This window comes from Lentzea sp. NPDC004782 (genome assembly GCF_040609115.1).
Classification (GTDB): domain Bacteria; phylum Actinomycetota; class Actinomycetes; order Mycobacteriales; family Pseudonocardiaceae; genus Lentzea.
In genome coordinates this window covers 1-21,592 of sequence record NZ_JBEXJN010000096.1, presented here as the reverse complement: position 1 = coordinate 21,592, position 21,592 = coordinate 1, and the positions used below count along the sequence as shown (strand labels likewise).

Sequence of the window (21,592 nt, the reverse complement as noted above, 5' to 3'; positions counted from 1 at the left end):
GGGTATCTGCGGCCCTCCCGCTTTGTCCGGGGTGCTCTATTTCGGGCACATACAACCACCTCTGGTGGTGGAAGGAGCCCTTCATCGAGCCCCGATCTGGGACGAGGTCCGCGCCGTGGCGCAACGGCACCGCAACTCCGTCCTCCACACGGCATCGGCACTCGGCGTGGAACTGCTGGCCTAAGGCCGCGCGTGCACCGCCGCCCGCGCGCACCCGCCGGCGACGACGAGCAACCCGAACGCCACCCACACCGGCCACAGCTCGGAGTAGGTGATCGCCAGTGCGATGTTCGTGGCCCCCGCAGCCGTGAAGGCCGCCGCCAGCACGACCCAGAAGTAGAAGTACCGCCTGATCAAACCCACCCCCGTCCGCAGGAGCCGCCGCACCCTTCACCGCAACGTATCGAGCTTTGTGCTGCGCGGGTTACTGGTGGGGTCATCGACGATCCGGTACTACTGACCCGCATGACGACCGACACCGTGACCGGCTCCGACTACGGCAATCTCGTGCGCACGCACCTGACGCGCGTCGAACAGCACAACGCGGCCGCGCTCGACGACGTGGCCGAGCTCGTGCTGGCCGCCGTGCAGGCCGACGGCACGATCCTCACCGCGGGCGCCGGCCACTCCCTGGCAGCGGTCGCCGAAACGTTCTACCGGGCGGGCGGCCTGGCCTGCGTGCGCCCGATCTACCACCCGGAGCTGCTCCCGATGCACGGCGCCATCAGCAGCACGTCGGCCGAACGCCGCTCAGGCCTCGCGGGCGAGGTCCTGCGCGAAGCGGGCCTCGCCCCGCACGACGTCCTCTTCGTCTTCTCCACCTCGGGCGTCAACCACTACCCGGTGGAACTGGCCCAGGAAGCCGCGAACGCGGGCTGCCCGGTCGTCGCCGTCACCTCCGTGGCCGCCAGCGCCCAGGCACCGCGCCGAGCCGGCGTCACCCTGGCCGAGGTGGCCACCGTCGTCCTCGACAACCTGGTCCCGGCAGGCGACTCCACCTACCCGGAACACGCCCCGGTCACCGCCGCCGTCTCGACCCTGGCCACCACGTTCCTGTGGAACCTGCTGATGGTCCGCCTCGTCGACAAGGCAGGCGAGACCGGCGTCCAGCTACCGCTGTGGCGCAGCGCCAACGTCGAAGGCGGCGACGCGGCCAACGCCGACCTGCTCAGGCACTACCAGACCCGCATCCCGCAACTGGGTTGAGCAACAATACTCATCCCTTTCTCAGCAGGCGGCCGTTAGTCTCCCACCGGGGAAAGCACTTACCTGGGGGGACTTCACCTGTGGAGCAGAAAACTCGTAGATGGATCCTGATCAGCGGCGCCACCGCCACAGCCGCCATCGTCGGCGTGGCGGGCGTCCTGCTCTGGAGCCCAGACCCGGTCATCTCGGAAACAGAAGCGCCAAGACCAAGCGGCCAGGCCGAACACGCCGCCGAAGGCACCGCCGAACGCCCGGCCGACGTGGCCCGGTCCTTCTTGAGCGTGCTGTTCACCTCGGACGCCACCATGGCGGCCAACATGACCGACGCGTCAGACGCGGCCACCACGGCGATCAGGGCGACCAAATCGGGCATGGGCGCCTCCGCCTACCAAGCCCGCCTGGCAGCGGCCACACCACCACCGCCCGACGCCACCACCGCGGAGATCACGGCCTCCGTGACGTGGACGATGCCGAGCTCCAGCTCGCTGAAGTACGACATCAAGATCCCGATGCAGAAGTCCGGCAACCGCTGGCAGGTCCACTGGACCCCGACGATCATCCACCCGCAACTGACCGACGGCGCCTCCCTCACCTACCGCACGGCCCTGGCCGACGGCGCCCTCCTGGGCCGCGACGGCAAACCGCTGGTCCAAGGCACCCTGCCGGACGGCCTCTACAACGCGATCACGGGCCAAGTCGGCAACCTGAAGGGCGCCGACGGCTGGGAAGTCGGCATCACCACAGGCACCGCCTTCACCGCCCTGGACGGCAAAAAGCCGACGTCCGGCGAAAAGATCACCGTCACGATCGACCCCTCCCGCCAAGCAGCAGCCCAAGCCGCAGTGGACGCCCTCTCACAAGGCGCCGCCATCGTCGCGATCGACGCGAGCACCACCGAAATCCTGGCCGTGGCCCAGAACAAGTCCCTCTCGGGCACCAACCCGTTCATCGGCCGCTACGCCCCGGGCTCAACGATGAAGATCGTGACCGCCGCCGCGATCCTGAACGCGGGCCTGGCCCAGCCCAACACCTCCGTCGGCTGCCCGGCCACCGCCACCATCGGCACCCGCACCATCAAGAACGCCGACTTCGGCTACGACTCCATCCCGTTCCACAGCGCGTTCGCCTACTCCTGCAACACGACCTTCGCCGACCTGGGCTCCAAACTCGCCCCGAACGCCCTCCCGGACATGGCCAAGCGCTTCGGCCTGGGCGCCGACTGGACGGTCCAGGCCGCCGACACGAACACCGGCAAGGTCCCACCCGCCACGGGCGACCAGCAGGTGGAGAACAGCTTCGGCCAGGGCAACGTGGTGGCCAGCCCCTTCGGCATGGCCCTGGTGGCCGCCACCGTGGCCTCAGGCAGAACCCCGACCCCGACCCTCATGCGCGGCAAGCCCTCGGTCCCGAACGACGTGGCCGCCGCCCCACCAGCGGCAGTCCTCCAGCCACTCCGCGGCATGATGCGCGAAGTCGTCACCACCGGCACCGCCAGACAACTGGCCGGAATCCCCAACCTGGCAGGCAAAACCGGCACCGCGGAAGCAGGCGGCGGCAGCGCACACGGCTGGTTCGTGGGCTACCAGGGCAACGTGGCGTTCGCGGTCTTCGTGGAAAACGCAGGCTCCTCACAAAGCGCCCTGACCACAACCGCGGCCTTCCTGCGGGGCTGACCTCGCAACGCCTCTGATCGGGAGGTTGCGACAGGCCGGCCGGGTTCGTGGATGAAGGGTCCCTTCATCCACACCAGGTGGAGGAAGGAGCCCTTCATCGACAACGGGGCGCGCCTGGGCCAAGTCGCGGATCGCCAAGGCAACGGCAGCTCAGTACCCAGGCCCGACCTCAACCGGCTCAGCGAACTGAGTGTTGTAAAGCTCGGCATACCGCCCACCAGCGGCCATCAGCTCACCGTGCGTCCCCCGCTCGACGATCTCCCCACCCTCCAACACCAGGATCTGATCAGCAGCCCGAATGGTCGACAACCGGTGCGCGATCACCAGCGAGGTGCGGCCCACCAACGCCTCGGTCAACGCCTCCTGCACCGCTGCCTCGGACTCGGAGTCCAAATGCGCAGTGGCCTCATCCAGGATCACCACGCGAGGCCGGGCCAGCAACAACCGCGCGATCGTCAACCGCTGTCGCTCCCCACCGGACAACCGATACCCGCGCTCTCCCACCACCGTGTCGAGCTGGTCAGGCAACGAAGCCACCAGGTCCAGCAACCGAGCCCGCCGCAACGAGTCCCACAGCTCGTCGTCGGAAGCCCCCGGCGCCGCATACTCCAGGTTCGCGCGGATCGTGTCGTGGAACAGATGCCCGTCCTGCGTCACGACCCCGACGGTGGAGCGCAACGACTCGAACGTCAGGTCGCGAACGTCCACACCGGACAGTCGCACGGAACCGGAGTCCACGTCGTACAACCGGGGCACCAGCGAGGCCAGCGTCGACTTCCCGGCCCCCGACGACCCCACCAGGGCCACCAGCTGCCCGGCCTCGGCCTTGAAGCTGATGCCGTGCAACACCTCGTCGCCACCACGAGTGTCCAAAGTGGCCACAGACTCCAACGAGGCCAGCGACACCTTGTCCGCGGACGGGTACGCGAACCGCACGTCGTCGAACTCGACCGACACGGGCCCGGCAGGCACGGCACGAGCGTTCGCACGCTCCTGGATCATCGGCTCAAGATCCAGCACCTCGAACACCCGCTCGAACGACACCAACGCCGTCATCACGTCGACGCGAGCATTGGCCAGGGCAGTCAACGGCGCGTACAACCGGGTCAGCAGCAACGCCAGCGAAACCACGGTGCCCGCGGCCAGGTGCCCGGTCAGCGCCAGGTATCCGCCCAGCCCGTAGACCAGCGCCTGAGCCAGTGCCGACACCAGCGTCAGCCCGGTCATGAACCACCGGGTGGCCATGGCGGTCCGAATGCCGATGTCGCGGACCTTCGCCGCCTTCTCGGAGAACTCGACCTCCTCGCGGTCGGGACGCCCGAACAGCTTCACCAAGGTCGCGCCCGGCGCGGAGAAGCGCTCCGTCGACTGCGTGACCATCGAGGCGTTCAACGCCGAGGCCTCGCGCTGCATGTCGGCCATCCGCCGCCCCATCCGCTTGGCGGGCAGCACGAAGACCGGCAGCAGCACCAGCGCCAGAGCGGTGACCTGCCACGACAACGTGAACATCACGCCGAGCGACAGCGCCAGCTGGATGACGTTCGTGACGAAGCCCGACAACGTCGAGGTGAACGCGCGCTGGGCGCCGATCACGTCGTTGTTCAGCCGCGACACCAGCGCACCGGTGCGGGTGCGGGTGAAGAACGCGACGGGCATCTTCTGCACGTGCCCGAACACGGCGCGGCGCAGGTCGTAGATCAGCCCTTCACCGATGCGGGCCGACTGCCACCGCTCGACCACGCCGAGACCGGCGTCCACGACCGCGACCAGCGCGATGACCACCGCCAGCCACACCACGACCGACGGCGCGGAGCCGCGGACGATCGCGTCGACCACCCGGCCGGCCAGCAGCGGGGTCGTCACCGCGAGAACCGACGAGATGACCGTCAGCAACAGGAAGAACACGAGCTTCGCCCGATGCGGCCGGGCGAAGGCCAGCACGCGACGGAAGGTTCCCCGGCGCACCTTGCCAGGCGCGTCCGAGGTCACCCCCATCATGAATCGCCAGGAGCTGTAACCGTCCACGCCCTATAGAACAGCACATGGGTCTGACAATTCCGTGACCTGGGAGAATTCAGCCCTGGGCGGACAGCGCGGCCGCGAGCGACGACAGCCTGCGCAGCTGGGCGGCGCGTTCCAGCGCCAGCTGCTCGTCCAGCGCCGGGCCGGTCGCCGCGGAGGCGATCAGGGCCAGCGTCTCGGTCACCGCACCCGGCAACGGCTTCAGCACGGCGGCGACCAGGTCCTCGACCGCCTTGTCCAGCCCGGAGGCGGGCACGACGGAGTTCGCGAGGCCGATCTGCAACGCCTCCGAAGCCGGAACCCGGCGGGAGGTCACGCACATCTCGGCCGCGCGCGAGTAACCCACGAGACGCACCAGGGGCAGCGTTCCGCCGAGATCGGGCACCAAACCCAGCCCGGTCTCGGCCATGCAGAACTGCGCGTCCTCGGTGAGCACGCGGAAGTCGCACGCCAGCGCCAGCTGGAAACCCGCGCCGATGGCATGCCCCTGCACCGCGGCGATCGTCACCCGTGCCGGGTCGCTCAACCACGTGAACGCGGCCTGGTACGAGGCGATCTTCGCGTCCGCCTCCGCGGCGGGCAGCGACAGCATCACCCCGAGTCCACCGGGTTCGCCGTCGACGGGTTCACCGGTGAACATGCGCCGGTCCAGGCCGGCCGAGAAGGCGCGACCGGAACCCCGGACGACCACGACGCGGACGTCCGGGTCCAGCTGTTCACCGAGGTGCCGCAACGCCTGCCAGGTGGCGGGCGTCTGTGCGTTGAGCACGTCGGGACGATCGAGCGTGATGGTCGCGAGCGGCCCGGAGATCGCGAGCCGAACGCCACCGCGCTCGAGCACGCCAGCGTCGATGGCGGGCACTGGCATGGTCATTACCTCCGGCGCACTAGAAGCTAGTTACCGGAGAGTAGCAGTCTGAGTTGTGGTTACTTCTTCTTCGTCCGGGTGGCGCCACCGCGACCGCGCAGCGTGACGCCGGATTCCGACAGAACCCGGTGCACGAAGCCGTAGGAACGCCCGGTGCTTTCGGCCAAAGCCCGGATGCTCGCGCCCTTTTCGTACTTCTTCTTCAGGTCAGCGGCCAGCTTGTCCCGCGTGGCGCCGGTGATCCGGGCACCCTTCTTCAGGTCAGCCACCTTGTCCCGCCTTCCGTACGAGCAGGTCGGGCCGTTCGACGGCCCCTGTCGTCGCAATGATCGAACAGGAACCGGCAGAACGCCAGGTGATCAAGCAAAGAGATCGCCGAACGGTCGATTCGATCACACTCAGTTGATCACAGGGTGCGCTCGGTAGTCCTTTGACGGGTGGAGATCACGCCAGTTGCACGAGTTCGAGGTAGTCCTCGGACCAGTGATCCTCCGTGCCGTCGGGCAACAGGATCACGCGCTCCGGCTCCAGCGCCTCGACCGCACCGGGGTCGTGCGTCACGAGCACGACCGCGCCCTCGTAGCGCCGCAACGCGTCGAGCACCTGCTCGCGCGAAGCCGGGTCGAGGTTGTTGGTCGGCTCGTCCAGCAGCAGCACGTTCGCGGCCGACGACACCAGACCGGCCAGCGCCAGCCGGGTCTTCTCGCCACCGGACAACGTGCCCGCGGGCTGGTCGAGCTGCTCACCGGAGAACAGGAACGTGCCGAGCAACGACCGCAGCCGCTGCTCCTGCTCGTCCGGCGCCATGTGCCGGATGTTCTCCCACACCGAGGCGCCGTGGTCGAGCGTCTCGTGCTCCTGCGCGAAGTAGCCGATCTTCAGCCCGTGACCGGGCACGACCGAACCCGCGTCGGCCTTCTCGGACCCGCCCAGCAACTTCAGCAGCGTCGTCTTGCCGGCACCGTTCAGGCCGAGCACGACGACCCGGGAACCCTTGTCGATGGCCAGGTCCACGCCGGTGAAGATCTCCAGCGAACCGTAGGACTTGCTCAGTCCCTCTGCGGTCAAAGGGGTTTTGCCGCACGGGGCCGGCGCGGGGAAGCGGATCTTCGCGACCTTGTCGTGCTGGCGTTCCTCGTCCAGGCCGTCGAGCAGCTTCTGGGCGCGCTTCGCCATGTTCTGCGCCGCAACGGCCTTCGTGGCCTTCGCGCCCATCTTGGCGGCCTGCGTCATCAACGCGCCGGCCTTCTTCTCGGCGTTGGCGCGCTCACGACGACGGCGCTTCTCGTCCGTCGCACGGGCTTCGAGGTACTTCTTCCAGCCGAGGTTGTAGATGTCGACCTCGCCGCGCGTCGCGTCGAGGAACCACACCTTGTTCACGACGTCGTCGAGCAGCTCCACGTCGTGCGAGATCACGACGAGCCCGCCGTCGTGGGACTTGAGGAACCCCCGCAGCCACATGATCGAGTCGGCGTCGAGGTGGTTGGTCGGCTCGTCGATCAGCAGGACCGTGCTCGACTTCGCGCCGATGCCGGCCTCGGACGCGGCGAACAGGATGCGCGCCAGCTCCACGCGACGGCGCTGACCACCGGAGAGCGTCTTGAGCTGCTGCTCCAGCACGCGGTCCGGCAGGCCGAGGTTCGAGCAGATGCGGGCGGCCTCGGACTCGGCGGCATAGCCACCGAGGGCCGCGAACCGCTCTTCGAGCTTGCCGTACTTGGTGACGGCGGTTTCGAGCTCGTCCGGGTCGACCAGCTCGGCCATCTTCGACTGCGCCTTCTCCATGTCGCGCAGCAGCTGGTCGAGACCGCGCGCGGACAGCACGCGGTCCTTGGCGATGACGGACAGGTCGCCCTCGCGCGGGTCCTGCGGCAGGTAGCCGAGCTCGCCCTTGCGCGTGACGGTACCGCCGTAGGGCTGGCCTTCGCCCGCGAGGACGCGCAGCGAGGTGGTCTTGCCGGCACCGTTGCGGCCCACGAGGCCGATGCGGTCGCCGGGCTGAACGCGCAGGTTGGCGCCGCTCACGAGAATGCGCGAGCCCGCGCGCAACTCCATGTCGGTTGCGGTGATCAAGAGAAACTCCGGGCAGATGGTTTCGGGTACGGCAGAGGTCGGCGCGTACTCGGCCTACTCCAGGAGGATCACGACCCCAGTCTACGGCCTCGCGACCACCGAATTTCCCACCTGTGGCCAGGCGCATAGATTGCCGGCCATGAGCGAAGACTTCTCCGGCAAGACTGCGCTGGTCACCGGCGCGTCCCGCGGCATCGGCCTCGGCATCGCACGCGAGCTGCTCTCCCGCGGCGCCTCGGTCACGATCACCGGCCGCAAGGCCGACCAGCTCGCCGAGGCCGCGAGCCGGCTCGGCGGCAAGGTGCTCACGGTCCAGGGCAACGCGGGCGACGACGCGTCGCGTCAGGAGGTCGTGGCGCGCACGGTCGAGGAGTTCGGCAGCCTCGACGTGCTCGTGAACAACACCGGCATCAACCCGCAGTTCGGGTTCCTGATGGACGCCGACCTCGACGCCGTGCGGAAGATCTTCGACGTCAACGTGGTGGCAGCACTCGGTTTCACGCAGCTCGCGTGGAAGGCGTGGATGGGCGAGCACGGCGGCGCGGTCGTGAACGTCGCGTCGATCGGCGGCATCCGGTCCACCGGCGTCATCGGCGCGTACGGGGCGTCCAAGGCGGCGTTGATCCGCCTCACCGAGGAACTCGCGTGGCAGCTCGGCCCGAAGGTGCGCGTGAACGCCGTCGCTCCCGCCGTGGTGAAGACGAAGTTCGCCGAGGCGCTGTACGTCGGCCGCGAGGAGGAAGCCGCGCAGCAGTACCCGATGAAGCGGCTGGGCACCCCGGAGGACGTCGCCGCGCTCGTGGCCTTCCTCTGCTCCGACAACGCTTCCTGGATCACCGGCGAGACCGTGCGCGTCGACGGCGGCCTGCTCGCGACGGGCACCGCGGGTTAACGAGCACGTCCCGCGGGCCACGCGGCCAGTGCGAGTTCGGCGGTCTCGGCGAGCTCGGCCGCGGTGGCCCCGTCACGGGCACGTTGCGACATGCCCTGGACGACCGCGCCGAAGTAGGCGGCCAGCGCACGAGGGCTGGCCGCCTCCGGCAGCTCCCCGGCCCGCTGTGCCGTCCGCAGGCGGGCTTCGAAGACGGCCAGGTTGCCGTTGCGCAGATCGCGCAGGTACGCCTCCATGTCGGCGTCCTGCGTGGTGACGTTGGTGGCCGCGCTGATCGTCAGGCATCCGGCCGGGTGGGCGGGGTCGGGATAGATGACCGCCGCTTCGCGCAGGATGCGGGCGAACGCGGCGAACGCGGTGGGTTCCTCCTCCAGGGCAACGCCGATGAATGCGCCCACGGGTGAGCGCCCGTAGTTGTCCACCACTTCCTTGAACAGGGACTTCTTGTCCCCGAAGGCCGCGTACAGGCTGCCCGGCCTGATGCCCATCGCCTCGGTCAGCTCGCCGACCGACGTGGCCTCGTAGCCGCGTTCCCAGAACAACCGGGTGGCCGCGGTCAGTGCGGCGGCGCGGTCGAACGTCCTCGGCCGCCCTCGCTTGGCGCGCGTGTCAGTCACGCCCCAATTTTAGAGCGTTCGCTCAAGAACCCGTGCTAGCCTATTTGTTGAGTGTTCGACCAACAAATCGAGGAGACATGGGCACACGCACGCTCGAAGGAAAGATCGCCCTGGTCACCGGTGGCAGCCGCGGCATCGGCAGTGCCATCGCGCGCCGTCTCGGCCGGGACGGTGCGACCGTCGCCGTCGCCTACGCCCGCGACGAGACGGCGGCGGACGAGGTCGTCAGGCACATCCGCGAGGACGGCGGCCAGGCCTTCGCCCTGCGCGCGGAACTGGGACGGCACGGTGACGCGGCCGCGCTGTGGGCCGCCTTCGACGCCCACGCACCCGGCGAAGGCGTCGACATCATCGTCAACAACGCCGGCATCGGCCGCAGCTCCGCACTGGACTCGCTGACCGAGGACGACTTCGACGCGGTCTTCGCGGTGAACGTGCGCGCGCCGTTCTTCATCGTGCAGCAAGGGTTGAAGCGGCTGCGCGACGGCGGGCGGATCGTCAACATCTCCAGCGGCGCGGCACGCCTCGCCATGCCGGAGATCATCGCTTACGGCGCCACCAAGGGCGCGCTCGACACGTTCACCCTCAACCTCGCCAAGGAACTGGGGCCGCGAGGGATCACCGTGAACTCGGTGGCGCCCGGCATCATCGACACGGACGTCAACGCGGGGTGGTTGCGCGGAAATCCGGAGGCGCAGGCCAGGGCGGCGTCCGTGGCCGCGCTGGGCCGGGTCGGGCAGCCGGAGGACGTGGCCGACGTCGTGGCGTTCCTCGCCTCCGACGACGCCCGCTGGGTGACCGGCCGGGTGATCGACGCGACCGGCGGTTCCGGGCTCTGAGCCCGCTGAGCAGTTACGTGGATGAAGGGCGCCTTCATCCACACCAGGTGGAGGAAGGCGCCCTTCATCCACCTCATCTCAGTCCCGGGGCACACCGAGCACGTGGAGGAACGCGGCGGCGGCCGGGGTCAGGCCCGCGGTGCTCCACACCAGGTGCTCCACCCGTGACGGCCCGTTCGTGATCGGCAGGGTCACCACCCCGTTGAGCTGCGGCGTGTACCGCGAGGGCAGCACGGCGACGCCGAGCCGTTCCCGGATGAGCCCCGCCATCAGCTCGGCCGTCGTCACCTCGAACGCGACCTCGCGGTGCACTCCGGCCGCGGCGAACGCCTGGTCGGACTGCGTGCGTCCGGGCGAGCCGGACGGGAAGTCGACGAACAGCTCCCCGGCGAGCGTCTCGAGGTCTGTTTCCGCTTGCCGGGCAAGGGGATGCGCGGGCGCGACGACGGCCACGTGCTCGTCGCGCGCCAGTTCGTGCCCGCGCACGCCCTCCGGTTCGGCGCCGGGTGGCAGGCCGAGGAAGGCGAGGTCGAGGACGCCGCCGCGGATCTGCGTGACGAGCTCGTGGCTGGGCGCCATCCGCAACGCGACCCGCACCTGCGGGTACCTGTCGCGGAACACCTTCAGCGCGGCGGGCAGGTCCACGGCGGCGACGGTGGGGATCACCCCGATCACGACCCGGCCGCGCACCTCCCCGACGGCCGCCGCGACCTCGGCCGCCGCCCGTTCCGCGAAGTCGAGGCACTGCCGGGCGGACGGCAGGAACGCCGCGCCCGCCGGGGTCAGCCGGACGCTGCGGCTGGTGCGGTAGAACAGCCGGGCGCCCAGCTCGCGTTCGAGCCGGGCGATCTGGTGGCTCAGCGCCGACTGCACGACGAGGCACCGCCGGGCCGCCTGCGTGAAACTGCCGGTCTCGGCGACCGCCACCACGTACCGCATCTGCTGGAGCTCCACAGATCTATCGTGAATCACGATAGATCAGATGAAAAGCATGTGTTGGACTCATTGATCGCGCGGTCCAAGACTGGACGACGTGAGAAACCAACTTCGCCTCGCGCTCGCGGCGTTCGCGCCGGTGGTCTGGGGCTCGACCTACGTCGTCACCACCGAGCTGCTGCCCGCCGGGCACCCGCTGTTCGCCGGACTGATGCGCGCCCTGCCCGCCGGCCTGGTGGCCCTGGCGCTGACCAGGACGCTGCCGCACGGTTCCTGGTGGCGGCGGGCCGCCACGCTCGGTGTGCTCAACATCGGTCTGTTCTTCCCGTTCCTGTTCATCGCCGCCGAACGCCTGCCGGGTGGCGTCGCGGCGACTCTCGGCGCCGCGCAACCGCTCGTGGTGGCGCTGCTGGCCGTGGGCGTGCTCAAGGAAAGTCCGTCCGCCTGGCGGTTCGCGTGGGGCGTGATCGGCGTGGTCGGTGTCGGGCTGGTGGTGCTGGGCCCGGCCGCCGGGTTCGACGTGATCGGCGTGCTGGCCGGGCTGGGTGGCACCGCGACCATGGCGCTCGGCGTGACGCTGACGAAGAAGTGGGGCAGGCCCGCCGGGGTGGGCCCGATGGCGTTCGCGGGCTGGCAGCTGACGGCGGGCGGGCTGTTCCTGGTGCCGGTGACGTTCCTGTTCGAGGGCGCACCACCCGCGATCGGAGTCAACGCCCTGGTCGGCTACCTGTGGCTCGGCGGCGTCGGCGGTCTGCTCGCCTACGTCCTGTGGTTCCGGGCGATCACGACCCTGCCGGTCACGTCGGTCTCGATGCTCGGCCTGCTCTCGCCGATGGTCGCCGCACTGCTCGGCGTGGTGGTGCTCGGCCAGACGCTGGATCCCGTCCAGCTCACCGGTTTCGCCCTCGCGCTGGCCGCGATCGTCGCGAGCCAGCGGCCGGCACCCGTGCTCACCAGGGGAGTTCTGCAGTGAAGATCGCCGTGATCGGTGCCGCCGGAATGGTCGGGTCGCGGGTGGTGACCGAAGCCCTGCACCGCGGGCACGACGTGACAGCGGTGTTCGGTCACCGGACGGCGGCCTCGTGCTCGACGACAGTCGTTACGTGCCAACGCACATCCGGCCCATCGCGGCGGCGAGCGCACCGGCACCTACCGGCGTGGCGCTGACGTGCTGCTCACCGGCCCCTCCTCGATCTCGGCCGAGGACCTCGCCGTCGCCGTGGTCGACGAGCTCACCGAACCGGGCGCGGACCGGCACTTCACGATCGCGACGAGCCGGATCTGAACGGGCTCAACGCGACGTCGGCAGCACCGGCTCCGTGTCGGTCGTCGTCGAGATCGGGTTGACGGAGGTCTCCGGCGGCGAGCCGGGCGACGTCGTCGACCGCGCCGGCGGCTGGACCGAGCTCGGCAGCGGGGTCGTGGTCTGCGGTGTCGTGGGCAGCGCGGGCGAGCTCGGCTGCGGCGCCGGGGTCGTCGTGGTCGTCGTGGACGGCCCCGGCACCAGCGGCTCCGGCGGCTTCGCGGCCGGCAGCACCGCCAGTGCCACGGCCACGACGCCCACGGTCGCGAGCCCGGTGCCGGCCACGGCGATGGTGCGCCGCCGGGTCCGCACGGCCCGGCCGCGCTGGATGAGGTCGGCGGCCGTGACGGCACGCGGTGGCGCCTCTTCCGCGTGCAGAGCGGAGAAAGTCGCCCGCAGGTCGTCCTCGCGAACCATCACACCTCCAGCCTCAGGTGATCGAACTCCGGCCCCAGCTTGCGCCGCAACGTCTGCAGGCCCTTGCTGCTCTGCGACTTGACCGTGCCGGTCGAGCAGTTCAGCGCGGCCGCCGTCTCCTCGACGCTGAGATCGTGCCAAAAGCGCAGCACGAGGACAGCGCGCTGCCGTGCGGGCACGGCGGTGAGCGCCTGCCACACCACGAGCCTGTCCTCCGCCGCGGCGACGGAGGACAGGCCCTCCGGGGGTGTGTCAGTCAGCTTCTCCCTGCGCCAGCGCACCTTCCGGCGTTCGGCGAGGAACGTCCGCACGACGATCTGGCGCAGGTACGGCTCCAGCCCCGACCGGTCGCTGAGCTTGGGCCCGGCCAGGTACAGCTTCAAGAACGCCGACTGCATCACGTCCTCCGCCTCGTGCCAGTTGCCGCACAACAGGAACGCGGTGAAGCGCATCGAGTCGGCGCACCGGTCGAAGCAGTCGGTGAACTCGGCCTCCCAGTTCAGCGGTGACTCCCTACCGTGCGGGCGTCGTCGGGATCGGCGGCGTCGTCGGCAGCGCCGGGCTCGTTCGCACCGGCGGGGTCCAGGTCGTCGGCGGCTGGGTCGGCAGCGGCGTCGGCAGGATCGACGACGTCGGCGGCAGCGTGGTCGACGGCGCTCCCGGCGACGTGGTCGCGGTCGTCGTCGACGGCACACCGGGCGAGGTCGTGGACGGCGCTCCCGGCGAGGTGGTCACCGTCGTGGAGGGCAGACCCGGCGACGTCGTCACCGTGGTCGCCGGCGGTTGCGGAGCCGAGGTCGTGGGCGGTGCGGGGTTGCCGCCGCCGCTCAGCGCCAGCGCGGGCACCGCGATGCCGACGGTCCCGAGGGCCACGGCTCCCGCCACGATCACCATTCGTTTGCGCACTTGCGACTCCAGCAGGTCGGTGGTGCCCCGGTCAGGCACCCTCACCCGTATCCATGCGGTCGGCCTCAAGTCCGGTTGCCCCTGTGTCCTGGATCACGATCTCGACGCAGCGAGCCCGTTGCGCGGCCTCGTCGAGCACCGCGCGCCGCGGTTCGGGGACGTCCAGCACCCGGTCCTCGGCCTTGCCGAAGACGTCCGTGAGCCTGCGGTCGTTGCGCAGGACGTCCAGCGCCTGCCAGTCGCCGCCCAGCACGACGCCGTCCAGCTGGGCGAGCCTCGGCACGATCACCCGGACCACGTCGTCCGCGGCGGCCTGCAGCGCGACGCGGGCCTGCCCCTCGCGGCGCCGCGCGAACCGCTGCTGCGACCAGCCACCCGCCCGGATGCGCCCGTGCACCTGCTTGCGGTCGGTGGTCGACACCTCGATCTTGCCGCCGAACGCCACACCGACGCTGTGCCCGCCGAGTCGCACGAGGATCAGGCCGATGCGCCGCGGCGTCGTCAGCCTTTCGATCACTTCTTCCACGGATGTGCCACCGCGCGTGGCGAACGAGGCCGTCGCACCGTCCGCTGCCGTGATGGTGACCACACCCGGTTCGACGCGGGTCCCGACGCCGCCGTGCCGGTCGGCGAACCTGCCGATCCACCCCGCGATCCGTTCGGGTTCGACCTCGACGGCCCGTCCACCGGGAACCGGCCGCACCCGGCTCACGCGACCGCCACCCACACGGGCACGCGGTAGCCGCTCTCCCCCGGCGCGAGCCGTTGCACGCTCATGAACCCGGCGGCGCCGAGCGCCTCCTGCATCTCGGCCGCGGAGAGGACCCTGTGGCGCGTGGAGGCCGTTCCGGCGATTTCCCACCCCGAGGTACCCCGGAGGAGCGTTACGACCTCCAGGCCGTACGACAGGCCGTCAGGAGCCCAGTCCCAGAGCTGCACCGTGACCCGGTCGCCGTGCACCCTCGGCGGAGGGGCGGTCGGCCGCAGCGCACCGAGCCGGTCGAGCTCGGGAACGGCCGCCACCAGCACCCCGCCCGGCCGCAGCGACGCGTGGGCGAGTGTGAGGATGTTCTCGAGGGACTCCTCGTGCGCGAGCCGCGGCAGCAGGTCGTCCGTGGCCCGCACCGCGTCCACCTGGACGCCGGGAACCACGTCGAGCAGGTCGACCACCGCGTGCGAACCGGGTCCGAGCACCGCGCCGGCCACCGACGTCAGCACGTCGAGGTCGTTCACCGTGCACACACTAGAGCCATCTCAACACGAGGCGTGAACTGCACTTCTATGTTACTGATCGGTTCGAAACGCTTGACAGATGAGTCTCGAAAGCGTGAACTCGTCAACCGTATGGATTAACCATTGACTCCATCCGGTCTCGACCAGCGATGTTCACGGACGGGTAGGGTCACTGGGGCGTGATCTTATGACAGCGGGGAGTCACCATGACCACTGCTGCCGGTCGACCAACACTGACCGTTGACGACACCGACTCAACGGGCCACGGCAGCCTTACGCAGCTCTTGACCACGGGACCGTTCCCGGAGGCCTTGAGGGCTGCGATCAAGGCGAGCCGTCTCAGCCTCGACCGCATCCAGCACCGGTTGGCACTGCGCGGCGTGACCATCAGCGTCGCGACGCTCAGCTACTGGCAGTCAGGACGGCGAAGGCCTGAACGCCCTGAATCACTGGAGGCGCTGCGGCACCTCGAGTCGGTCCTGGGCGTGCCTGCGTCGGGTCTGTCGGCGCTGCTCGGCCCGCCTCGCCCGCGAGGCCGCCGTTGCCGCCCGACCACGATGATGCCGATCGACGCCCTCTGGGCGCGTCGCGAGCGGGTCGCGAACCTGCTCTCGAAGGTCGACACGTCGTCGGACCTGAAGCTCGGCAGGATCAGCCAGCACGACCGCATCGAGATCTCTGCCGACGGCGGGCAGAAATCCGTGTGGGTGCGCCAGATCCTCCGCGCGGAACAGGACGGCCCCGACCGCTGGGCGCTCGTGTTCGAGACCGAGGAGAGCGACGTCCTCCCCGAGATCGTCAACGTGCGCAACTGCCACCTGGGCCGCATCGCCCGCGACCACGAAGCCAACATCATGGTCGCGGAGATGATGTTCGAACGCCCGTTGACCCGGGGCGAGACCCTCATCATGGAATACCAGCTGGTGTTCCCCGAGGGCCACGCCCCCAAGGGCAACAACACGTTCGCTCGCAAGTTCCGCCTGCCGGTCCGCGAGTACGTGATCGAGGTCCGCTTCGACGAGGCCAACCTCCCGTCCCGCGTGCAGCAGTACAGCGTGCCCGCGGGCGACGAGACCCCGTCGCGGCGCCGCAACCTGACCCTGGACTCGGGCGGCGGCGTGCACGCCGTGGCCCTGGGCTTCGGTCCGGGCGTGTTCGGCATCCGCTGGGAGTGGCCGAACCGCTAGGCACCAGGTTCCGCGAAAAGGGCGCTTCCCACCGGGAGGCGCCTTTTTCGCTGTCCACGCGGGCAAAACAGGCCCTGGCACCCCGAAGAGGTGCCAGGGCCTGCTCCGTCGAACTCAGACCCAGCCGGCCACGTGCAGCGTCACGTTCCGGATCGATCCCTTGTCGGACGAGACGACGTCTGCGACCTTGAACACCCAGGTGCCGTCAGCCGAATCCGCCAGCAACGAGGACAACGTCCCGGAAGCGGGCTTCCAGGCCCCGGTGAACGGCGCGTCCGCGCTCGACACGGACGAGAACGACCGGGTGGCCGAGTCGTCGAACACGGCCTGACAGATGTTGTTACCGGTCCCGCCGGACCGCGAGAACAGCGTCACGGTCTTACCCGCGGGCGAGGTCAGCGTGCCGACCAGGTCCCCGACGAACGTGTGGTCGATGCCCACCGTCGTAGCGCCCTCGGCGGTGGTGCAGGTCGCCCCGTCCACCGAGAACTTCAGGTTCGACGCGCCACCGACACCGCTGACGGGCAGCGAGATCGACACGCCCGTCTGGTCGTTGTCCGGGATGGCCACCGGCGCACCGGTGTACGCGAACGTCTTGAACTCGCGCGACGGCTCACCCACGCGCAACGTGAACGAGGCCGACGTCGGCGAGGTCGCACCGGAGAACGTCACCCGAGCGTCGAGCTTGACCGCCGATCCCAGAGCAGCCGACGCGGGCACCGTCACCTTGTAGGTGTTGGACACCGTCTGGCCGGGATCGATGTTGCCGTAGTACTTGGACCGCGGCGCGACCGTCACACCCGCGGTCGACGACGACAGCACGACCGAGGTCGAAGCGGCGGTGCCGTCTCCGCCGTTCGTCACCGGCACCGCCACCGTCGCGGTGGTGCCCGGCTTGAGGTACTGGCTGCCGTCGGCGTCGTTCACGATCGTCGGCTTCTGCGCGCGGGCCAGCGCCTGCGGCGACGCGCCCGTGTAGGCCAACGCCCTGTCCGCCATGACGATGCCGGCACCGGTGCGGTTGTCCACACCGGACTCGACGATGTCGATCGCCGTCGAGACGAGGGCTTCCTTGACCTCGGCGGGCTTGAGCGTCGGGTTGCCGGACAGGATCAGGCCGGCGATGGCGGCGGCGTTCGGGGCCGCGGCCGACGTGCCGAAGAACGGCGAGAAGCCCGGCACCGACGTGGTCACGCCGTCGGCCGCGGTGATGTCCGGCTTCTGCCGCGTCTCGGCCAGCGGCGTGCCGTCCGGCGCGAAGAACAGCTTGCGCGGGCCGTCGGAGGTGAAGCGCTCCGGCTTCTGCGTGCTGTCGTAGGCGTTCGGGAACGGGCCCTTCGGGTTCGCCGGGTCACCGGGCTGCAGGTCGAACGGCAGCGCCTGCGCGGCCGGGGCCGCCGCGACCGAGATCGCGCCCTTGGCCGCCGAGTGGCCGACGGTCATGCCGGGCGTGACGAACTTCTTGAGACCGTCGGCGGAGTCGGCGAACCGGCCGCCGAACAGCGACAGCGAGAAGTACTTGTCCTCACCGCGGAACTTCACGACCGCGAGACGCGTGCCCGTCGAGCTCGTGGGCGTGTTGAGGCGCTCGAACGGGTCCTGCGCGCCGTCCTGGTTGTTCTGGCTGAAGGCGACAACGTTGCCTTGAGCGTTGACCAGGTAGAGGTCGTAGTCGTTGACCGACTGGCCGAGCGGGTCGGCCCAGTGCAGCGTCACCGGCGTGTCGCCCGAGTAGTTCGACAGCGGGTTGAACAGCTGCTTGGCGTTCGGGTTCGGGTCGAAGTCGTGCGCGGAACCGGCGAACTTGCCGACGCCGACACCCGAGTCGACGAACATGCCCTCGTAGTGGCCGGACGTGCCGTCGGCGACGTTGCCCTGGTTGCCCGCGCTGGAGAAGTAGACAGCGCCGTCCGCGGCGACCGCGTCCACGGCACGCGCGATGATGCCGTCCTGGAACGGCGACTCGTTGAAGTAGATGACGTCGTCGACGATGACGTCGCAGCCGAGCTGGAAGCGCAGCTTCTTGATGTTGTCGGCGAAGCTCGCGTCGCCGTTGAAGGCCGTGGCGAACCCGAGCTCGGCGTTGGGCGCGAGGTCGTGCAGGATCTCGAGCATCGCCGTGCCCTCGTCACCGTCGCCGGCCTGGCCGGGCACCACGTCGACGGCAGGCAGCTCACCGGAAGCCTGCGACACGGCCAGGGAGTTGATCCCGTCCGACAGCGCACAGAGCTTCACGCCGACGCCCGTCACGTGGAACGAACCACGCGCGGCCTCGGCGCTGTGGGCCTTGTCGCCCTCGCTGATCTTGACGTCCTTGGCGGACAACTTCGTCTCGGAGAGCCTGCGCTCGATCTCCCGAGCCTTCTCCTCTTTGGACGGTGCGGCCTTGCGGTTCTTGGTGTCCCGCTTGTTCTTCACGTCCTGCGTCATCGCGTCGCTGCCCGGCTCGACGCGGGCGACGTCGGAACGCCCGGCGATCTCGGAGATCTTCGCGACCGGAACTTCCGCGCGCACGGTGCGGTACTCGGAGGACACTGCCCGGATCTGTCCGCCCACCGCGCGGACAGCGTTGACCAGGTCCTCGGAGTACTGCTTGGCACGGATGTCGACGAGCGTGGTGGACTTCGGCGTCACGGCAACGCCGGTCTGCACCTGGGGAAGGGCGCTCGTCGTGCCCATCTGGGTGCGCTTGCGCGCCTCCACCACGAGCGTGCTGTCCACTTTGGACTCAGCCGGGCTGAGCGACTTCTTGATGCTCTGCAGCGCGGCGATCTGGGCCGCGGTGCGGTCGGTGATGGTCTTGGCGGCCTTGGTCGGATCGGCCGACGCGGGCGTGACCGCGGTGAGTGCGGCCAGAAGAACTGCGGTACCTGCGGTGACTAACGTCGTGCCTCTTCGAGATCGGCGCACAGGGCTTCTCCCCCGAACGTTGGCGTGCCCCGACACTCGACTCCCCATCCGGGCACGCGGCCTGCGGCCGGATGATCCCGGCCGAGGCGCCAACGTATGGCGACCGACTGATCACAGTCAGCATCCTTTTGGGCTACTTCCCACTTAGCAGACGCAATCACACTTCACAGAACAAACGCGTCAGTCCACAACTGACCCGTCCGGCCGGAAAGGGCTTCCAGCAACGCCGCGGCCTGGTTGTCGGTGAGCGACGCGACGAAGTCGACCACGGCCCGCCCGCGCGCCAGTCCCCGCACGACATCCGGCCCGATCGGCAGCTCGCCAACGGAACCGACCAATGTGGACGGCTCCGTCCGGGCGAGCGCCGCGTACTCCGTTTCGGCCAGCTCGACGAGGTCGTGCAGCCTGCGCGGCAACCGATCCGCCTCCGTCCGGTCCGTCACCCACTGCTCCAGCGCGTCGACCAGCGACGTGAGCAACCGCGCCTGACCCCGTTGGTGCAACGCCAGATCCGGCCGCAGCAACACGAACCGCCGGTGCACGAACTTCAGCACCTGCACCTCGTGCCACTGCTGCACGGCCAGCACGACGTGACCGGACCGCGGCGTCGGCTCCTCGATCACGCCGACCGCGTCCACGAGCCGGCGCGTCCACCGCGCGCTGAACCCGGCCACCGCCTGCTCCGCCTCGACCGACCCGTCGAACGGCACCGCCAGCAACCCGTCCACGAGCTCCTTGCCGACCTTGCGCACCGCCAGCGCGAACGCCTCGTCGTTCATCACCCAGGCGTCCTTGAGGTGCAGGCGCCGGCGCAACGTCTCCAGCGACCGCCCCGGCATCCGGATCTCCGTGCTCAGCTCCGCGTCGCTCAACCCCGCCAGATCCAGCGCCTGCGCCTGCCACGTGCCGAGCTCCGCCGCGACCGTCGCGTGCTGCAGCACCCCGACCCGGTGGAAGTCCTCCAGGTCGTGGATCGCGTAGGCGATGTCGTCCGCGGTGTCCATGACGCTCGCCTCGACGGTCTGCTGCCACGACTCGACGCGCCCCTCGAACGGCTCGCGCGCCTGCCGCAGGTCGTTCATCTCCGTGACGTACGCCGAGAACTTCGAGCTGCCGGTGCCCGGCATGTCATCCGGCTCCGACGCACCACGCGGCGCCACCTCCAGCCCCAGCGACTGGTGCCGGGTCCACGGGTACTTCAACATCGCCGCCCGCACCGCCACGGTCAGGTCGAGTCCGAGCGCCTTGGGGCCGCGCACGTCCGTGGTCGTGACGATCCGGAACGACTGCGCGTTGCCCTCGAACCCGTCCGGCAGCCCGAACCGGTGCCGTGCCAACCGGTCCAGCACCTGCTCCCCCAGGTGCCCGAACGGCGGGTGACCCAGGTCGTGGGCGAGCGCGGCGGCCTCCACCACGTCGGGGTCGCAGCCACCGAGCTTCTCCAGCACCGCGGTGAGCTCCGGCCGGCCGACGAGCCGTTCGGCGATGGCGCGTGCGGCCTGGGCGACCTTGAGGCTGTGGGTGAGCCGGTTGTGCACGAGCAGCCCGGACCCGGTGGAGCTGACCACCTGCGTGACACCACCCAGGCGCGCGAAGAACGGCGAGCTGGCCACCCGGTCGCGGTCGACGCGGAACGGGTTCGTGGCGAGGTCGGCGGTCCGGCCCACGCCGGCGGACCGGCGGGCGGTGCGCTGCTCGTTGTTCATGCCCAGAAGGTAGTCAATCCCGGTCACTCCGACTGAACTGACGGGCCACCTGCTCCTGGGCGTGCCTCGACCATGATCCGTTTGGCGTACGTGTCCAACACGCGTGTGCCGACCTGCTGCGAGTAACCGAGCACGACAGCGGCGGCGAGCAACGTGCCGCGGCGATGGCAGCCCCGTTCGCACCCAGCAGGTACACGAAGCACAACGGCAGCATGCCCGGGTACTTCGCCACCAGCACGCCGAGCACCAGCGTGAGCACAGCCAGTGTCACGGTCGCGACGAACAGCTTGTTGCGATGGCCACGCAGGCTGTCGAACTTGTTGTCGGACACCGCGAACGCCGCCCTCATGGCTTGCTCGAGAGCGCCTCTGCTTCGGCATCGGTCTCTGTCCGTCGAAGTTGAGCGCATTCACGCGGAGGTCGTCCGCATCCAGGTAGCGGCGGATCGACACCCGGAGCCCCGGCATCACGCCGGCCAGCGCAGCCGATCCTCCGCGACAACGCGCCAGTGCCCCGCCCTCGCCCGCTCCTGAGCGGGCCCCTTCAGCCAAGCCCCAGAACGTCCAGACATGGCCCTCACCTCGATCCATCGTGTGACGGCACATCGAACGACCTGGTCGGGGCGTGACGTCCGATGCTGATCGTTACGCAACGAAGAAGCCCCCGAGGGGAGCGCTTGTGGCGCTCAACCCTCAGGGGCTTCTGTACGTAAGTTCGGCGGCGACCTACTCTCCCACACCGTAACCAGTGCAGTACCATCGGCGCAGAAGGGCTTAACTACCGGGTTCGGAATGGGACCGGGTG

At 69.6% G+C, this 21,592-nt stretch carries 22 protein-coding genes and 1 rRNA gene; 7 read left to right on the top strand and 16 right to left on the bottom strand.

The window, feature by feature from the left end; translation table 11 throughout:
- Positions 1–184: hypothetical protein (locus tag ABZV40_RS43685; protein ID WP_355455724.1), on the top strand; the 184-nt coding region annotated here is incomplete at its 5' end.
- Here the strand turns inward: ABZV40_RS43685 and ABZV40_RS43680 are convergent.
- Positions 181–363 carry a hypothetical protein gene (locus ABZV40_RS43680; RefSeq protein WP_355455722.1) on the bottom strand — a complete coding sequence of 61 codons (183 nt, stop codon included), beginning with the start codon at positions 361–363 and terminating at the stop codon, positions 181–183. The genes ABZV40_RS43685 and ABZV40_RS43680 overlap by 4 nt on opposite strands.
- A 102-nt stretch (positions 364–465) precedes the next feature.
- Here ABZV40_RS43680 and ABZV40_RS43675 point away from each other — a divergent pair, with 102 nt between their 5' ends.
- Both ABZV40_RS43675 and ABZV40_RS43670 read left to right on the top strand, forming a co-directional pair.
- A complete protein-coding gene (locus tag ABZV40_RS43675) occupies positions 466–1,206 on the top strand; it encodes an SIS domain-containing protein (RefSeq protein WP_355455720.1) in 741 nt (246 codons plus the stop codon).
- 80 nt (positions 1,207–1,286) lie between these two features.
- Complete coding sequence (locus ABZV40_RS43670) at positions 1,287–2,879, top strand: penicillin-binding transpeptidase domain-containing protein (RefSeq protein WP_355455718.1); 1,593 nt, start codon at positions 1,287–1,289, stop codon at positions 2,877–2,879.
- A gap of 150 nt (positions 2,880–3,029) precedes the next feature.
- Here ABZV40_RS43670 and ABZV40_RS43665 read toward each other — a convergent pair whose 3' ends face one another.
- The 4 genes from ABZV40_RS43665 to ABZV40_RS43650 form a co-directional block, all read right to left on the bottom strand.
- Positions 3,030–4,877: an ABC transporter ATP-binding protein gene (locus ABZV40_RS43665; RefSeq protein ID WP_355455728.1), complete on the bottom strand. Its 1,848-nt coding sequence runs from the start codon at positions 4,875–4,877 to the stop codon at positions 3,030–3,032.
- Positions 4,878–4,953: 76 nt separating this feature from the next.
- Positions 4,954–5,769, bottom strand: coding sequence for an enoyl-CoA hydratase/isomerase family protein (locus ABZV40_RS43660; protein ID WP_355455716.1), 816 nt, complete (start codon positions 5,767–5,769; stop codon positions 4,954–4,956).
- Positions 5,770–5,828: 59 nt separating this feature from the next.
- Positions 5,829–6,095 carry a helix-turn-helix domain-containing protein gene (locus ABZV40_RS43655; RefSeq protein WP_222598480.1) on the bottom strand — a complete coding sequence of 89 codons (267 nt, stop codon included), beginning with the start codon at positions 6,093–6,095 and terminating at the stop codon, positions 5,829–5,831.
- Positions 6,096–6,213: 118 nt separating this feature from the next.
- A complete protein-coding gene (locus ABZV40_RS43650; RefSeq protein WP_355455714.1) occupies positions 6,214–7,842 on the bottom strand; it encodes an ABC-F family ATP-binding cassette domain-containing protein in 1,629 nt (542 codons plus the stop codon).
- A gap of 139 nt (positions 7,843–7,981) precedes the next feature.
- Here ABZV40_RS43650 and ABZV40_RS43645 point away from each other — a divergent pair, with 139 nt between their 5' ends.
- Positions 7,982–8,734 (top strand): SDR family oxidoreductase, encoded by a 753-nt coding sequence (locus ABZV40_RS43645; protein ID WP_355455712.1) that lies wholly within the window; start codon positions 7,982–7,984, stop codon positions 8,732–8,734.
- Here ABZV40_RS43645 and ABZV40_RS43640 read toward each other — a convergent pair.
- Positions 8,731–9,351, bottom strand: coding sequence for a TetR/AcrR family transcriptional regulator (locus ABZV40_RS43640; protein WP_355455710.1), 621 nt, complete (start codon positions 9,349–9,351; stop codon positions 8,731–8,733). The two genes, ABZV40_RS43645 and ABZV40_RS43640, sit on opposite strands and share 4 nt — an antisense overlap.
- 77 nt (positions 9,352–9,428) lie before the next feature.
- Here ABZV40_RS43640 and ABZV40_RS43635 point away from each other — a divergent pair, with 77 nt between their 5' ends.
- Complete coding sequence (locus ABZV40_RS43635; protein ID WP_355455708.1) at positions 9,429–10,190, top strand: glucose 1-dehydrogenase; 762 nt, start codon at positions 9,429–9,431, stop codon at positions 10,188–10,190.
- A 78-nt stretch (positions 10,191–10,268) separates the two neighbouring features.
- On the opposite strand, the gene ABZV40_RS43630 is transcribed toward ABZV40_RS43635, so the two are convergent.
- Positions 10,269–11,144: a LysR family transcriptional regulator gene (locus tag ABZV40_RS43630; protein ID WP_355455706.1), complete on the bottom strand. Its 876-nt coding sequence runs from the start codon at positions 11,142–11,144 to the stop codon at positions 10,269–10,271.
- 79 nt (positions 11,145–11,223) lie between these two features.
- Between ABZV40_RS43630 and ABZV40_RS43625 the strand changes: the two genes are divergently transcribed.
- The gene (locus ABZV40_RS43625; RefSeq protein ID WP_355455704.1) at positions 11,224–12,099 is read left to right on the top strand and encodes an EamA family transporter; all 876 of its coding nucleotides are present in this window, start codon (positions 11,224–11,226) and stop codon (positions 12,097–12,099) included.
- 318 nt (positions 12,100–12,417) lie between these two features.
- On the opposite strand, the gene ABZV40_RS43620 is transcribed toward ABZV40_RS43625, so the two are convergent.
- The 5 genes from ABZV40_RS43620 to ABZV40_RS43600 are packed head-to-tail and all read right to left on the bottom strand — an operon-like array spanning position 12,418 to position 14,985.
- A complete protein-coding gene (locus tag ABZV40_RS43620; RefSeq protein ID WP_355455702.1) occupies positions 12,418–12,846 on the bottom strand; it encodes a hypothetical protein in 429 nt (142 codons plus the stop codon).
- Positions 12,846–13,349, bottom strand: a complete 504-nt coding sequence (locus ABZV40_RS43615) for a SigE family RNA polymerase sigma factor (protein WP_355455726.1) — start codon at positions 13,347–13,349, stop codon at positions 12,846–12,848. Before ABZV40_RS43615 ends, ABZV40_RS43620 begins: the two co-directional genes overlap by 1 nt.
- Before the next feature lie 10 nt (positions 13,350–13,359).
- Entirely contained in the window at positions 13,360–13,797 is a 438-nt protein-coding gene (locus ABZV40_RS43610; RefSeq protein WP_355455700.1) for a hypothetical protein, read from the bottom strand.
- Entirely contained in the window at positions 13,784–14,464 is a 681-nt protein-coding gene (locus ABZV40_RS43605; protein ID WP_355455698.1) for an acVLRF1 family peptidyl-tRNA hydrolase, read from the bottom strand. The genes ABZV40_RS43610 and ABZV40_RS43605 overlap by 14 nt, the downstream gene beginning before the upstream one ends.
- Positions 14,461–14,985, bottom strand: a complete 525-nt coding sequence (locus ABZV40_RS43600) for a hypothetical protein (protein WP_355455696.1) — start codon at positions 14,983–14,985, stop codon at positions 14,461–14,463. The genes ABZV40_RS43605 and ABZV40_RS43600 overlap by 4 nt, the downstream gene beginning before the upstream one ends.
- Before the next feature lie 311 nt (positions 14,986–15,296).
- Between ABZV40_RS43600 and ABZV40_RS43595 the strand changes: the two genes are divergently transcribed.
- Positions 15,297–16,172, top strand: a complete 876-nt coding sequence (locus ABZV40_RS43595; RefSeq protein ID WP_355455694.1) for a helix-turn-helix transcriptional regulator — start codon at positions 15,297–15,299, stop codon at positions 16,170–16,172.
- A gap of 114 nt (positions 16,173–16,286) precedes the next feature.
- Here ABZV40_RS43595 and ABZV40_RS43590 read toward each other — a convergent pair whose 3' ends face one another.
- The 4 genes from ABZV40_RS43590 to rrf all read right to left on the bottom strand — a co-directional run.
- Positions 16,287–19,130 carry a S8 family serine peptidase gene (locus ABZV40_RS43590; protein ID WP_355455692.1) on the bottom strand — a complete coding sequence of 948 codons (2,844 nt, stop codon included), beginning with the start codon at positions 19,128–19,130 and terminating at the stop codon, positions 16,287–16,289.
- A gap of 116 nt (positions 19,131–19,246) precedes the next feature.
- A complete protein-coding gene (gene dgt / locus ABZV40_RS43585) occupies positions 19,247–20,788 on the bottom strand; it encodes a dGTP triphosphohydrolase (protein WP_355455690.1) in 1,542 nt (513 codons plus the stop codon).
- Positions 20,789–20,801: 13 nt separating this feature from the next.
- Positions 20,802–21,137: a hypothetical protein gene (locus ABZV40_RS43580; protein WP_355455688.1), complete on the bottom strand. Its 336-nt coding sequence runs from the start codon at positions 21,135–21,137 to the stop codon at positions 20,802–20,804.
- Positions 21,138–21,500: 363 nt separating this feature from the next.
- Positions 21,501–21,592 (bottom strand): 5S ribosomal RNA (rrf, locus tag ABZV40_RS43575); the annotation flags it as partial.

Excerpts from the sequence above, each read along its gene's own strand:
- ABZV40_RS43675 (WP_355455720.1), top strand. The coding sequence starts at position 466 with ATGACGACCGACACCGTGACCGGCTCCGACTACGGCAATCTCGTGCGC.
- ABZV40_RS43665 (WP_355455728.1), bottom strand. The coding sequence starts at position 4,877 with ATGATGGGGGTGACCTCGGACGCGCCTGGCAAGGTGCGCCGGGGAACC.
- ABZV40_RS43660 (WP_355455716.1), bottom strand. The coding sequence starts at position 5,769 with ATGCCAGTGCCCGCCATCGACGCTGGCGTGCTCGAGCGCGGTGGCGTT.
- ABZV40_RS43645 (WP_355455712.1), top strand. The coding sequence starts at position 7,982 with ATGAGCGAAGACTTCTCCGGCAAGACTGCGCTGGTCACCGGCGCGTCC.
- ABZV40_RS43635 (WP_355455708.1), top strand. The coding sequence starts at position 9,429 with ATGGGCACACGCACGCTCGAAGGAAAGATCGCCCTGGTCACCGGTGGC.
- ABZV40_RS43620 (WP_355455702.1), bottom strand. The coding sequence starts at position 12,846 with ATGGTTCGCGAGGACGACCTGCGGGCGACTTTCTCCGCTCTGCACGCG.
- ABZV40_RS43590 (WP_355455692.1), bottom strand. The coding sequence starts at position 19,130 with ATGGGGAGTCGAGTGTCGGGGCACGCCAACGTTCGGGGGAGAAGCCCT.
- dgt (WP_355455690.1), bottom strand. The coding sequence starts at position 20,788 with ATGAACAACGAGCAGCGCACCGCCCGCCGGTCCGCCGGCGTGGGCCGG.
- ABZV40_RS43580 (WP_355455688.1), bottom strand. The coding sequence starts at position 21,137 with ATGAGGGCGGCGTTCGCGGTGTCCGACAACAAGTTCGACAGCCTGCGT.